This is a genomic window from uncultured Thiodictyon sp. (assembly GCF_903946935.1).
In the GTDB taxonomy this organism is placed as follows: Bacteria; Pseudomonadota; Gammaproteobacteria; order Chromatiales; family Chromatiaceae; genus Thiodictyon.
The window spans coordinates 15,181-28,796 of the sequence record NZ_CAJAXH010000008.1 but is presented as its reverse complement, the minus strand read 5'-3'; the positions used below and the strand labels follow the sequence as shown (position 1 = coordinate 28,796).

At 62.0% G+C, this 13,616-nt stretch carries 9 protein-coding genes and 1 pseudogene; 2 read left to right on the top strand and 8 right to left on the bottom strand.

The window, feature by feature from the left end:
• Window positions 1–87: 87 nt before the first annotated feature.
• The 8 genes and pseudogenes from QZX93_RS00435 to QZX93_RS00400 form a co-directional block, all read right to left on the bottom strand.
• Entirely contained in the window at window positions 88–1,635 is a 1,548-nt protein-coding gene (locus QZX93_RS00435; protein ID WP_295392626.1) for a class I SAM-dependent DNA methyltransferase, read from the bottom strand.
• On the bottom strand, window positions 1,632–1,916 hold the full coding sequence (locus QZX93_RS00430) for a hypothetical protein (protein ID WP_295392625.1): 285 nt from the start codon (window positions 1,914–1,916) through the stop codon (window positions 1,632–1,634). Before QZX93_RS00430 ends, QZX93_RS00435 begins: the two co-directional genes overlap by 4 nt.
• Window positions 1,906–2,973: a hypothetical protein gene (locus tag QZX93_RS00425; RefSeq protein WP_295392623.1), complete on the bottom strand. Its 1,068-nt coding sequence runs from the start codon at window positions 2,971–2,973 to the stop codon at window positions 1,906–1,908. Before QZX93_RS00425 ends, QZX93_RS00430 begins: the two co-directional genes overlap by 11 nt.
• Window positions 2,957–4,519 (bottom strand): restriction endonuclease subunit S, encoded by a 1,563-nt coding sequence (locus QZX93_RS00420; protein WP_295392622.1) that lies wholly within the window; start codon window positions 4,517–4,519, stop codon window positions 2,957–2,959. Before QZX93_RS00420 ends, QZX93_RS00425 begins: the two co-directional genes overlap by 17 nt.
• Entirely contained in the window at window positions 4,516–7,299 is a 2,784-nt protein-coding gene (locus QZX93_RS00415; protein ID WP_295392620.1) for a DEAD/DEAH box helicase family protein, read from the bottom strand. The genes QZX93_RS00420 and QZX93_RS00415 overlap by 4 nt, the downstream gene beginning before the upstream one ends.
• Before the next feature lie 247 nt (window positions 7,300–7,546).
• On the bottom strand, window positions 7,547–9,262 hold the full coding sequence (locus QZX93_RS00410) for a GspE/PulE family protein (protein WP_295392619.1): 1,716 nt from the start codon (window positions 9,260–9,262) through the stop codon (window positions 7,547–7,549).
• 1,606 nt (window positions 9,263–10,868) lie between these two features.
• A pseudogene (locus tag QZX93_RS00405) lies at window positions 10,869–11,528 on the bottom strand (NACHT domain-containing protein); the annotation flags it as partial.
• Window positions 11,529–11,965: 437 nt separating this feature from the next.
• Complete coding sequence (locus QZX93_RS00400) at window positions 11,966–12,349, bottom strand: toll/interleukin-1 receptor domain-containing protein (RefSeq protein ID WP_295392617.1); 384 nt, start codon at window positions 12,347–12,349, stop codon at window positions 11,966–11,968.
• Window positions 12,350–12,922: 573 nt separating this feature from the next.
• Between QZX93_RS00400 and QZX93_RS00395 the strand changes: the two genes are divergently transcribed.
• Together QZX93_RS00395 and QZX93_RS00390 are read left to right on the top strand one after the other, a co-directional pair.
• Entirely contained in the window at window positions 12,923–13,165 is a 243-nt protein-coding gene (locus tag QZX93_RS00395; RefSeq protein ID WP_295392616.1) for a DUF433 domain-containing protein, read from the top strand.
• Window positions 13,162–13,542 carry a DUF5615 family PIN-like protein gene (locus QZX93_RS00390; RefSeq protein WP_295392614.1) on the top strand — a complete coding sequence of 127 codons (381 nt, stop codon included), beginning with the start codon at window positions 13,162–13,164 and terminating at the stop codon, window positions 13,540–13,542. The genes QZX93_RS00395 and QZX93_RS00390 overlap by 4 nt, the downstream gene beginning before the upstream one ends.
• Window positions 13,543–13,616 lie beyond the last annotated feature (74 nt).

Below are 13,616 nucleotides of genomic sequence, written 5' to 3'. Positions count from 1 at the left end.
TTACGCTTTCCGTCATAGCTCCGGAACTCTAGCCGCCTGGCCGCCCGGCAAGTGCTGTGGCCAGGGCGATGAATAAGGTTCGCGATCTTATGCCTGTAATTCGGCCGCAATCGAGCTGAATTGCTCAAAGGCGGCTTGCAAATCGTCGGCGATTTCCGCGGCCAGCATGTCCGGTTCCGGCAGGTTCTCCGCGTCTTCCAGGCCCTTGTCCCTGAGCCAAAAGATGTCGAGATTCGCCTTGTCGCGTTTGATCAGGTCGGCATAATCGAAGCACTGCCAGCGGCCCTCCGGGCTTTCCGCGCTGAAGGTTGGCTCCCGGTTGAATCGCGTCAGTGACGGCGGGAGTAGCGATTGCTTGGGATCGCGCATCGCCGCGACCGCGTCGGGTGCGATGTTGAACCAGCAGCCGATGAAGTCATCCAAGTGCTTGCGCCGCAACGGGTTGGTCTTCAGAGTGAAATGGATATTGGTGCGGAAATCATAGACCCACAGCTTGTGCGTCCACGGGGCTTCCTGAGCAGGCCTGGCATCGAAGAACAACACGTTGGCCTTGACCCCTTGGGCGTAGAAGATCCCGGTCGGCAGCCGCAACAGGGTATGCACGTCATATTGCTTGAGCAGGGTACGCCGAATGGTTTCGCCGGCCCCGCCCTCAAAGAGCACATTGTCGGGAACCACGATGGCGCAGTGCCCGTTGATCTTGAGCAGCGTGGTGACATGTTGCAGGAAATTGAGCTGTTTATTCTTGGTCGTCACCCAGAAGCCTTGGCGCTCGTAGGTGTGGTCCTCCTTTTCCAGATCGCCTTCGCCGTTGACGATGGCGATGGTGCTCTTCTTGCCGAACGGCGGATTGGTCAGTACCAGGCTGAACTTTTCGCTCGGGTCGCTGGCCAGGCTGTCGACACCGGAGCGGATTGGGCAGGGACTGGCATTGATGCCGTGCAGCATGAGATTCATGATGGCCAGGCGTCCGGTGGCCGGTACCAACTCCCCGCCCTTAACGAAACCGGTGCGCAGGTGGCGCTTCTGGTCGGGATCGAGCGCCGCGCCGAAATGGCGTGACACATAGTGGTGCGCCGCCAGTAGAAAACCGGCGGTGCCGCACGCCGGATCACAGACCGTATCCTCTGGTGCCGGCTGCATCACATCGACGATGGCCTTGATGACCGCCCGCGGGGTAAAATATTGCCCGGCGCCCTTGGGTGACTCTTCCGCTGACCGTGACAGCAAGCCCTCGTAGATGTCACCCTTGATGTCGGCGTCCATGGACAGCCAGTTCTCAGGTTCGATGAGATCGACAATCAACCGCTTGAGGGTCGCCGGGTTCTGGATATCCGGGCGGGCCTTCTTGAAGATCTCGCCGAGCATCCCGCGCTTCTTTCCCAGTTCCTCGAGGACATGGCGGTAATGAATCTCCAGTTCGTCGCCGTCCCGGCGCAGCAGACTGGTCCAGCCGAGATCCGGCGGCACGATGTGTGGTTGATTGTGCGGCGGTAGGGTTTGCTGATGGGCCATCTTGAGGAACAGCAGCAGGCTGATCTGCTCCGTATAGCCCATATAGGACAGTCCGTCGTCGCGCAGGACATGGGCGAAATTCCAGGCCTTGTTGACGATTTGCTGGGTCAGGTTGTTCATAGCTTGCCCCGGTCCGCTAACAGAGTTTCAAAGCCTTCCCGGCTCAAAGGGCAGTCGACAAGATTGAGAAATTCCTGTTTGTTCAAGTGACATTGCTTCGCCATTTGCGTGAGTATACTGTCACCGATTTCCTTCATCTTGGGTGTGTGGCTGGTTTTCGTGCGAATGCTGGTCTTGCGACCTTTGATAGTTCGGTAAACAAAAAAATGATGATCGCCTTCATTGCGCTCGAACCCTTTGCCGGTTAGAGCCTCTTCGATTTTCCGCTTATCACGCGGCATGGGTTTTCTCCTCCCGGCAGCGGTTCAACAACGCGGCTTGCAGTTGCTGCGCCGTTACCGTTAATTGTTCCGCGGGCTCCTTACCATATTCGTCCCATAAAAAGAACATCTCCGCAGCCAAATCGTCCGCCAACTGTTCGCGCGTTTGCGCATAGACACGCAAGTCAAATACATCGTCCGTAACGATCAATAGCTGTTGACTTTCTTCGTCCAGGAAGGGTTCGAGAACCAGCGGCGGATCGAGGCACAAGGCCCTCTCGCCCTGCTCGAATGAGTCGAATATCATTTGACTTAGATCCACCGGCTCGATGCGAGACACATCGGTCAGGCTCTTCGGATGGCCTTCGGTATCAAGCGTGAAGCGTCCGGTGACCTGGATCAGGCCGCGCCGATTCTCGACGATGGTGTCCTCGATATCCTGCACATAGCTGCATTCCAGCTCACGGGCCGTCGGTGGGTAGCGTAAGGTGACGAGATTCTTGTCGAAATCGATTCGAATCAACTCCCCGGTGACGGTCATGGTGGCGTCCTGTTCCTCTTCCTGTAGCAGCCAGTGCTCGACCGTGCGGACTACTTTTGACTCAAGCGTTACCGGCGGTTGGGCGCCATGCTGAAAGCTCATTCCCCAACGGCTGCCCGGCCTGGGCAGAAACCGGGCCATTTCCCTTAGCACCTTTTCGAGAAACCGCGAATCCGGCAACAGTCCTTGCAAGCGCTCACGCGAGCCGTTCGCGACCGTAGCAAACAGTTCGTTCACCGCGGATAGGATGTCGTGTTCCGGGAAGAGATCGGGTTCGAGCGACAACTGGATAATCGGCAGGCGATAGCTGCCGGGTTCCGGTATGCCCACTTGCAGGGTGTAAAGTCGCTTGATGTCCTTGCTCGGGCTAAAGCGCGTCTGCAGTGGCTGTTGATGTTTCGCCGTCGCCAGGAGAAAAGCGGTCTTCTGAATGCCGTTCAACACCTTGGTCACGGTTTCGATGGACGCACTGTGTCGTGCCGTTTCAGTGCCGGTAATGGTGAGCGTGCAGGGAGTGGACTCAGTTTCCATGGGCATCAGTGGGTTCAGTGGGTTCGGTCTTGCGGGTGCGTTTGGACACCGCGGGTTTCTGTTTGGCCCGCTCGGCGCGGATGCGTTCCAGCAGCGCGCTGGCCGGCTCGTCGTTGGGGTCTTGCGGCACCAGGCGGCCTTCAAATGCGCGTTTCAGGATGGCTTGGCGCAGACGGGCGGCGCGCTTGAGTGCGCTGTCGATGGTCTTTTCGGTGGCGTCGGCGATGGAGAGGCGGCTCTCGATTTCGTTCGTGATTTCAGTTTGTTCTGCAATGGGGGGTAGCGGTATTGGGAGTGAGCGAACCTTTCCGACGCTTAGTGTGTATAAGCCAGAAGTGGAACTTGCAATATTCCGAATATGGCGTCTTCCATCCAGAGACAAGAACCAGTTAAGACCCCATCTCGGTGTACACCCGAATTTCATCCGCACCTTGATCAAATGATTTTGATGGACGCATGGCGTAATAGAGCCATCCCAAACGGCGACCCGCCCGATCTGATCTGGGCTTCCGTTGCCCTCGACAATCAATAAATCTCCTTCATTCAGCAGCAGCCTCTCAAGTTCCTCGTCTTCTACCCCGATCTCTTCGATTTCTTCAAGGCGAAGCTCATTAGCGTAGACATTTGCAACTCTAAGATACGGCAGCTTCTTCGGCAGGGCCGCCCGCTTCGGGTTCTTCGTAAGTCCACCTATCACGTCACCCACAATCGCGACTCTCGCCCAACACCAGCCGTCAGGCAATCCTGGAAGTCGGTTCGTGTCGGCATCAAGCGGCGGCAAACATTTGTCCCGACAGGCTATCGATTCTTTTCTCGGTCTGGAGGTATTATTAACTTGTTGGTTAGCGCTCTGTTTTTCACGTTCTTTGAGGATGCGGGCCAACAATTCCGCGCCGGTTTCGGTCGGAGGATTGCTCTTTCGCCATTCCGCCGTCAGCCTGCCTTCAACGGCGGCCTTGAGTACTGAGGCACGGTAACGCTTAACATTCGCTCTTGCCCGTTCCAGTGCGACGATTCCGGCATCTAGGTCGGAGAATATTTCCTCGATCTTGGCGATGACTCGCAGTTGTTCCTGGTGTGGCGGAATAACAATTGGGAGCAAAGCCACCGATCGACCAGAGATTTCTTGGAACGTTGTGCCGCTAGCTAGTTCTAAGGCTAATGCCTTCGCAAACTTGAGGTAGTAATATAAGAAGTGAGGCTCTAATTCCTTTTGCAAAACAAAGCTCTTGAAGCCCTGATTGGTTGTTAAGTCGTTCTGTGCTATTGCAACGTAACCAATCGGCGCGCGAGAGCTAAATAACACGGAGCCAGCCGGCATAAGGACTGCCGATGACGCTAACATTCCCTTTTCAGTAATGTTACGTCTTCCCCGGGAAATATATTTCTCATTATAGCCAGACAAATCGGCGGGCGTAATCCATGGGATATCACCGTCTCTGTAGTTATCAATCTCATCAGTGCGCGGAGTCCCGCCACTGACAATCCTGCTCACCTCACCCATGCGACTCCATACCCAAGTCTCAGGCGTTTTCCATCGGCTAATAGTCACGCCGCCAACCTCTCATTCAACTCATCCAAGACCATCTCCAGCTTATCGCCAAACAACTGATACACCTTCCCCAGCCCGCCGCGCTGGATAAAGGGCGTCTCCTGAAAATCCTCCCGATCGATGGCCAGGCTCGTCGCCACATGGTTCTTGATCATGTCCAGCCATTCACGTTGTTCCGGGCTAAAGGTGATGCCGCGCGTCGCCTGATCGTTCAGCCAGTCCAGGTAACGCGCCTCGATTTCGGTTTGTAGCGGGATCACCGGCTCCTGCGGGTGCAGTGCATGGCGCACCAGTGCAATGAGGTCCACCAGCCCCCTGGGCTCGCCCTGGGTCTGCTCAGGTTCGGCCTGCCGCTGTGTGCGCCAAAGCTGCAACACGCTGTCCGGTTTGGCCGGATCGATATGGAAGGGTGCGCGGTTCAATTGCTTGGCCAGTTCCTTGATTTGCCGGTAGCGCAGCCCGGCCCGGTGCGGTTTACGATACAGCAGTTGCAATGCCTCGATGTCGTCACGATGCGCCTCGCAAAAGGCGCGCAGTTCGCCCATGACCGCTTGCGCCTTGTCCCGTGCCGCCGAGTCGAATCCGGCGGTCAGCAACTCGTCCTCGTTGACCTCGTCGATGACCTGCTCCAGGCTACGCTTGATCCTGAGCAATAGCTCGCGCAGCGCCGGATCGCAAAACGGCCGCAGGGCCGCGCCCATGGCCGCGCGCTCGGCGGCGTCCAATTGCTGTTCGGTTGGTTCGGTGTCCGGTGGCAGTTTGAACATGACCCTGGCCCGCGCCTCGTTCAGGTCGGGGTCGAGCGATTCCAGCAGTCCAGTCGTCAGCCCCTCGATGGGTTGGCCGGCGGTGGCCCGGACTTCGGCCGCCTGCTCCGTGTTCATCTCCAGGGCCAGCCGCGCCAATCGCGCCGCCAGGGTGGACACCAGGTCGGGATGGACGACACCCTGGGCGACCAGTGACAACACCTTGTCAAAACTGACCGATGGCTTGCGGTCCAGCGGTTTGGATTGGGTCTTGTCCCGCGCGCAGACGCCCACGGCATCGACGATGACAAAACGGGTCTTGGATGGGGTCTGGTAGCCGGACACGGCACGCAGGCTGTCGTGGTCGATGATGCGCACGCCCCGGCCCTTCATCTGCTCGAAATAGGAGGCCGAATTGACGTTGCGCAGGAACAGCAGACACTCGATGGCCTTGACATCGGTGCCGGTGGCGATCATGTCGACGGTGACGGCGATCCGGGGCAGGTAGCTGTTGCGAAACCGTTGCAGCAGGGTCTCAGGTTTCTCGCCGGTCGTCTTGGAGGTGATCTTGACGCAAAAGTCGTTGCCCTTGCCGAATTCAGCGCGGATGACCTTCACGATATCCTCGGCGTGCAGGTCATTGCGAGCAAAGACCAGGGTCTTGGGTACGTCGATGCGGCCGGGGAATATCTCGGTGAACAGCCGGTCGCGGAAGGTCTGCACGATCAGGCGCAGTTGCGGCATGGACACCACGTCCACATTCAATTGGTTGGCGGTATAGGTGAGGTCGCCATCCAGTTCCGCCATGCGCCGTTTCAGGGTCCGGCGGTCGCGGTGCGGAACGAAAAAGCCGGGTTGACTGGCCAGCGTGGCGCCGGCCGCGGTGATCCGGGTGGCGATGCGATAGACGTCATAGCCGACATTGACACCGTCGGCCACGGCCCGCTGATGGGAGTAATCCTGCACCACATTGCCGTGGAAAAAGCCGATGGTCTGGGGCGAGGGCGTGGCCGTCAAGCCGATCAGAAAGGCATCGAAATATTCCAGGACCTGCCGCCACAGGTTATAAATGGAGCGGTGGCATTCGTCGATGACGATGAAGTCGAAGGTCTCAATCGGGATCAGCGGGTTGTAGACCACCGGCAGGGCCTCGTGCCCCAGCGGGCTGGCCGATTCAAAGAGCGATTCCTCCTCGTTCTCTTCCCGATACTCCGGCTCGCCCCGCAGTATGGAATAGAGCCGCTGAATGGTGGTGATGACCACCTTGGCGGCCGGGTCGATGGTATTCTTGGTCAGTCGCTGCACCGGGTATTCCTCGGTGAAGCTGTAGTTGGTGGCGATGCTTTGATACTGCTGGAATTCGTTGAAGGCCTGCCGGCCGAGGTTGTTGCGGTCCACCAGGAACAGGATGCGCCTGGCCTTGGCAAACTTGATCAGTCGGTAGCACAGCGAGACGGTGGTATAGGTCTTGCCCGATCCGGTCGCCATCTGGACCAGTGCGCGCAGGCGCTGGTGGGCCAGTGAGTGTTCCACGTTGGTAATGGCCGTCGTCTGCACCGCCCACAGCCCTTCGGTGTCCAGCGGCGGCAACTGTTGCAGCCGTCCGCGCAATTGGGTGTCCAACTGGACCAGACGCAACAATTCTTCGGGGCGATGGAAGGTGAATGCCTCCCGGCTGCAGGGCTCGGGGTCGAGCGCATTGGTGAATTGAGTCACGGCCCCCGTGCTTTCATAGGCGAAGGGTAAGGGGCGATGCCAGACCGGGACCTGGTCCGGCAAGCCAAAGGTGTATTTCGATGATTGGAACTCCACCCCGGTCAGCGTATGACCCTTGGGTTTGGCCTCGACCACGCCGATGGCTTGACCGCCGGCATACAGCAGGTAGTCGACGGTACCCGCCTTGAGCTCAAATTCCCGAATCGCCACACCCGCGGCGGCATGGATGTGCATGGTCTTGAAATCCTGAACCTGCCAGCCGGCGGCTTCCAACTGGCGGTCGATTTCTTGGCGCGCGAGTTCTTCGGGGGTGGGCACGGGGCGTTCCTGTCCTAGGTGGTCGATGAGCGCGGGAAGTTTAGCCCAAGTCTGACCCCAAGGGCAGCGGCATCGCGGGGTGGCCTCGGTCGTAATCCTGGCCGCCGCGCTGACGGCGAGGCCGTTGGTCCGCGCAGCGAACCGATCGCCGCAGGCCGGAGTTATGATCAAGGCCCGCCGGGTCGACGGGCTTGAGATCCACAGGGTCCTTTCTCCGAATCATGATCGAGCCAAGGAATTTCGCTTGTCAATCCGCCCGGATCGGCGCGACCTTGAGCACCTCCTCCATGCTGGTCACCCCGCGGGCGGCCTTGAAGGCGCCGCTGATGCGCAGGGGGCGCAGGCCCTTCTGGTAGGCGAGCCGGCGCAACGGGGTCTCGTCGAAGGTGGCGGTGATGAGGTCGCGGATCTCGGCATCGAGGGTGAGGATCTCATAGAGCCCGATGCGTCCGAAATAGCCGGTATTGCGGCACTCCAGGCACCCCTTGGGGTGCCACAGGTTGGGCGGGGCGTTGAGCTTCCAGGGACTGACCAGCGATTCCCAGAGGTCCAAATCGGTGGGGGCCTCTTGTTTGCAGTGAGGGCAGAGGGTGCGGACCAGACGCTGCGCGACCACGCCGACAATGGTCGCCTTGAGCAGGTAATGGGGCACGCCGATGTCCAAGAGCCGGGTGATGGCGGACGGGGCGTCGGTGGTGTGCAGGGTGGACAGGACCAGGTGCCCGGTGAGCGATGCCTGCACCGCCATCTCCGCGGTCTCCCGGTCGCGGACCTCGCCGACCATGATGATGTCCGGGTCCTGACGCATCAGGGTGCGGATGCCGCTGGCGAAGTCCAGGCCGATGTTGTGCTGCACCTGCATCTGGTTGAAGGCGGGCTCCACCATCTCGATGGGTTCCTCCACAGTACACACATTGACCTGCGGGGTGGACAGGGTCTTGAGGGTGGAATACAGGGTGGTGGTCTTGCCCGAGCCGGTCGGGCCGGTCACCAGGATGATGCCGTGCGGGCGGCTGACCATGGCCTGCCAGCGCTTGGAGTCCTCTTCGCCGAATCCCAGGTCGGTGAACTTACGCAGCAGGACGTCCGGGTTGAAGATGCGCATCACCAGCTTTTCGCCGAAGGCGGTGGGCATGGTGGAGAGGCGCAGTTCCAGCTCCTTGCCGTCCTCGGAGCGGGTCTTGATGCGGCCGTCCTGCGGGCGGCGTTTCTCGGCCACGTCCATGCGCCCCAGGATCTTGATGCGGCTGGTGACCGCGGTCATCACCAGGGCCGGCACCTGGTAGACCGCGTGCATAACCCCATCGATACGGAAGCGGATGTTGCCGACCTCGCGCCGCGGCTCCAGATGGATGTCGCTGGCCCGCTGGTCGAAGGCGTACTGGAGCAGCCAGTCGACGATGTGTACGATGTGGCTGTCGTTGGCGTCGAGCTGCCCGGACTTGCCCAGTTCCACCAGGGCCTCGAGGTTGCCGAGGCCGACAAAGCGCTTGTTCCCATCGGCGGCGTTCGCCCCCTTGACCGACTTGGATACACCGAAGAACTCCTTACGGTAGCGCTCGATGTCGCGCGGGTTGGCCAGCACCCGGCCGATCTCGCGCTTGATGATCCCGCCGAGCTCCTCGATCCAGCCGGTGAGATAGGGCTCGGAGGTGGCAAACACCACTCGCTGCGGGCTGATCGACACCGGCAGGATGCGGTTCCAGGTGGCATAGGAGGCGGTGACCAGGTCGCCCACGTTGGGGGCGTCGATTTTCAGCGGGTCGATGCGCAGGTACTCAAGCCCGGTGCGCTTGGCGAGCCACAGGGTCAGCTCCTCCAAGGTGATGATGCGCTTGGAGTTGGTATGATGGAGCTTGGCGTCGGCCACCACCTCCAGCGCATGGCGATCCGCCCGGTCCTTGGCGGTGACGCTGAATAGCAGGGTCTGGGCGGCCGGGGCCGTGATCAGGCCGTCTGCCACCAGGTCGTCCAGGACCTCTTCCACGCTCAGACGATGGTCGGGACGGCTTTCGATCTCTTTTGCTGACGCCACGTGTGGCTCCTTCAGTCGTCTGGGGCGCGGCGCACCCGCCGCTGCCGATGATGTACAAACCAGCGCTCGGGAGGCCGATCAGTCCAGCAGGAGGCCGAACTGCCTGGCGAGGCGCTCGTAGCGTGCGCGGATTTCTTGCGGGGGGCCGTTCGAGGCGCTCGGCCGCGATCTCGATCTCCCGCGCGCGGATCGGCGAGCGCGGATCAAGCAGCGGATTTACGCCAATACGGCCGTGCGAAAGCAGTTTGCGGTCGATCTCGTCTTCGCAGCTCTTAGCGAGGCCATCCAACGCGGCGATCCGTAGAAACCTATCGTCGCTGTCCAGATAGTCCTGTAACGCGTTGAGTCCCCGCTGCTCGCCTATGGCGCCCAAAGCATCCAAAATGGCCGCTTGAGTTCGGGGCGGGCTCGCGGGCAAGCGCGTCAGCAAATGGACGACAGCCTGACCTGTCTTAGCGTAGCCGAAAATATGCGCCAGCCAGTACAGCGTTTCGCTTTCACAATCCGGACTCATGACTGCGGCGATAAGCCGAGCTAGCTGCTCACAGTCCGGTCTCCAACCGCTATCCTCATAGTCGCTGAGGGTGGTCGACCAACGTGATCGGCCCAATTCCATCGCCGCAGCGTCCAGGCTCAAGGGCGCAGATCCCCAACCATCGCTTTTTTTTTCGATCGACGCAACGAATGCGCGGCATGTCTCCTCCGCCATCCCATTGCTGACGTTCGGCTCGTCGGCAAGGCAGAGGGCGGCCATGATCGCGCGGGGGCGCGCAGTGAACGTCTCACCGGGCAACGGGCTTAGGATTGCGAGCAGCGCGGCGTCCACCTCGTCATCGCCGCAGGCCGCGATGCATAGGCGCAGCGCCTCACGCCAGTTCTCCACGACGGCGAATTCCCGTTTGTACGGGTCATCGGGGCTGTAGCGCTCGCCCACGTGCCCCGCGAGCAGCGCCAGCGCTTCGGCCATGTCCTTATAATGGTCCCGCTCCCGGTAATGCCCCTGCACCAGCGCGATGCCGGCCAGATACTCCTGAAACGTCAGATGGCGGAACTCGTAGACCGGCACGCTGTGCCCCTGATGGCGGGTGTGGCCGCTCTGGACCAGCAGTCCGGTGCGGCGCTCCAACAGGTCGAGGAACTCTTCGGGGCCGTGCTGCCCAAGCGCGTGGATCTGCGGGAAGTTCGCGCGCACGCGCCGCAGCACGTCCAGGGCCTGGTCCTCGCGGACCTGCTGTACGCCGTCCGCGTACATGGCATGGGCCAGGTATTCGAGTTGCGGCGGGGCCTCGCGTGGGTCCAACGGGGCATCCACCAGGCTTCGCCAGTTCAGCAGCACCTCGACGGCCTTCTCGTACAGGTCCACCCGCCGCTGCGGCAAGCGCCCGATCTTGCGCTTGATCAGGGCCGTCGTGGTCAGCAGCATCGGGTTGCCGGTCAGGCGCTCAATGCGGTCGCTGGCATGGATGTCGCGGATCAGTTCGGCCGCAGCGGCGTCGCGGCGCTCGGCGCGTTCGGTCAGCCCGCACCAGCGTCGCGCAAAGTTGTCCTTGTCCTGATCGGACAGGTCGGCGACGGTCAGGTGCTCGAAGCCGCTCCTGATCCGATGGCCCACCTCCCGGTAGCCGACGATGCGCGACGTGACGACCATGGCTGCCCGGTCATAGGCGCGGTGGATCGTCTCCAGGTGACCGGCAAAGCGCGCGCGGACGCCGGGGTCGGTAATCTCGTCGAGCCCGTCCACGAGCAACAGGGCCTCATCGCGGGTGAGCTTGCCCCGCAGCAATTGGCGCAGCGGCTCGCAGTGCTCCGCGGCAATCTCGCCGCGGCGTAGGCTGTGCAGCAGCATCGCGTCCAGCGTATCGGCCTCCGGCGGCAGGTCGCGGCAGCGGATCAGGATCGGCAGCCAGTCCTCGTCGGGCAGGGTCGCGATGTCCGGCAGGTTGGCCCAGTCCGGGGCTTGTTGCAGCCGCAGCAGGTACGAGGTCGCGAGCCAGCGCAGCAGCGTGCTCTTGCCAGCGCCGGGGCCGCCGAGCACCACCAGCCGGCGCACCGCGCCGAGGCGCTCGCCGACGGACACGCGGTCCTTATCGCCGTGGTGACGCCGATGATCGCCCCAGGCCGGGACCCGGCGGCGTTCCAGCTCCTTGAGGGTCGCGTCGTCCGGCTCGTCACCGGCGCGGACCTCCAGGTGCATGCGTAGCGCGACGTAGAGCCGACGCAATTCCAACTCGCGCGTGTCGATGTCGGGCGGGTACTGCTTGCGCAATGCCGCGACCAAGTCCGCCGGGGCCTTGGTTGGGTCTTGCCAGTAGCGGGCGACTTTCTCGCCGAAATCGAGCGAACCGGTGTTGGCTTTCTCTTCCATCTGCACGACGAAGACCCGCACGCCCGGACGGGCGCGGGCGGCCTGCACCACCTGGGGCGCCCATCCGGTGCCGATCGCGTTGATGGTGCCGCACAGCACCACCGGCGAGCCCTCGGCCAGCAGCCGGCTGGCCTCGGCAACCACCGATTCGCCGACCATGACCGTGCCCGCGTGCGCAACCTCGTAGCCAGCGGCGCGGATTGGCCCGGCGAGCCGATCCGCCTCGGCCTCTTCGCCCTCGGCGTGCGCAATCAGTACCTTGATCGTCATCGGATGGCCCGCAGCAGGTCGGTAACGCCCTTATTCCAGTCGGCGACCAGGTCCGCATAGGCGATGTCCGCGAGGATCGCGGGCCGCACGCCGCCACTGATGCGTGCGGGCAGGATCTTGACCGGATGCCCAGCGAGTTGGCGGTGCAGCGTGGACTGCCATTCGCGGTCGGTCCAGTCCGACGGCCCGTCGGCCGAATAGCAGGTCACCAGGTAATGGGAGCTGGGCAGGCCCTTGTCGATCTCGGCGACGATGGAATCCCCAACGCCGATCCGCCAGTCGTCGAGCCAGACCTGATGGCCCGCGCCGCGCAGTTCGATGGCAAGGCGCTCGACGAGCGCGGCGTCGGCCTTGCGGTGGCAGAGAAACACATTGACCATCGGGGGTACCTACTGACAATCGCCAGGGATCGGGGAGGCATCGACGCCGCGCGGGGGCCGGCGTGCGTGGATTATCCATCAGCAGCGCCGGGGTGCCTACTCGGACGAGTGGCTGAGCGGGGCGCGTACCCGTCGGACTCCGGCGCAGCCTGTTCTGGAGTCAGCGGGGCGCGGCGGATCCTGGCGGGATTCTCGAAAACCAGGGAACGCCGAACCGACCGTGGCCGCGGACCTGCTCGGTGACCTCGACCGTCTGTGGGACAGTCAGGATGGGGGCGCTTCGATGGGGTGTTGGAGCGGGTCAATCAGGAATCGTCCGCCAACGACGCCCGCAACGCGCCGCTGTCTCGCACCCTGCCTTTTCGGTTGCGACGGTGATCCGCTGACTTGCCGCACGGGGCCACGACGTGCTAAATACCGTTCGCCGTCCTCCGACGCTCCAGCGTCCTGTGTTACGCGCAGCAAAGCTTTGCGGACCGCGTGCCCAACTGGAAGTTGGGAACTGGCAGGACGGGATGCAGCGAGAATAATCACGTAGTCTATCCCATCGCGATGCAACCGGAGTTTCGATCAATGACCGAATGGCGTAACCGTATCACCGTCGACCCCGAGGTGCTGGTCGGCAAGCCGATCGTCCGCGGCACCCGCATCTCCGTGGAACTGCTCTTGGATCGGCTCGGGGACGGCTGGAGCATTGAGCAGATCCTTGACGCCTATCCACGGCTGAGCCGCGATGACGTGCTGGCGGCGATCAGCTTTGTCAGCGAGGTCTTTCGTGAGGAGCGGTTCATCGCGGTGGCGAAGGCGGGCGTATGAAGCCGCGACTGCTGCTGAACGAAAACATGCCGATCCCGGCGGCACGACGCCTGCGCGCGGCAGGCTGGGAGGTACTGCACATCGCCGAGCGGTACGCGAGCGTGACCGACGAGGCCGTGATGGCGCTGGCCTGCGCAGAAGCCCGTTGGCTGATCACCTTTGATCGCGATTATGGCGAGCTGGTATTCCAACGGCACCTGCCGCCGCCTCCGCTGATACTGTTGTTGAGGGTGCCGTCCTACGAGCCCGAGGAACCGGCGCGATGGATGGTGGAGCTCTACGCGAGTGGCGCATTGTTGGAAGGGCATTTCTGCGTCTTTGACGGCGAGACCCTCAGGCACCGGCCGTTGGCGAACAGGCCAGGTCGGGCGCATTAGCACCGGCGCCACCTTTGCCCTGCCTTACGGTGCAACGATCCGAATCCATTGCGCGCGCCGATCTCTCCCGCGCA

Coding starts and splice junctions, on each gene's coding strand:
- QZX93_RS00435 (WP_295392626.1), bottom strand. CDS start 1,635: ATGAACAACCTGACCCAGCAAATCGTCAACAAGGCCTGGAATTTCGCC.
- QZX93_RS00430 (WP_295392625.1), bottom strand. CDS start 1,916: ATGCCGCGTGATAAGCGGAAAATCGAAGAGGCTCTAACCGGCAAAGGG.
- QZX93_RS00425 (WP_295392623.1), bottom strand. CDS start 2,973: ATGCCCATGGAAACTGAGTCCACTCCCTGCACGCTCACCATTACCGGC.
- QZX93_RS00400 (WP_295392617.1), bottom strand. CDS start 12,349: ATGGTCAATGTGTTTCTCTGCCACCGCAAGGCCGACGCCGCGCTCGTC.
- QZX93_RS00395 (WP_295392616.1), top strand. CDS start 12,923: ATGACCGAATGGCGTAACCGTATCACCGTCGACCCCGAGGTGCTGGTC.
- QZX93_RS00390 (WP_295392614.1), top strand. CDS start 13,162: ATGAAGCCGCGACTGCTGCTGAACGAAAACATGCCGATCCCGGCGGCA.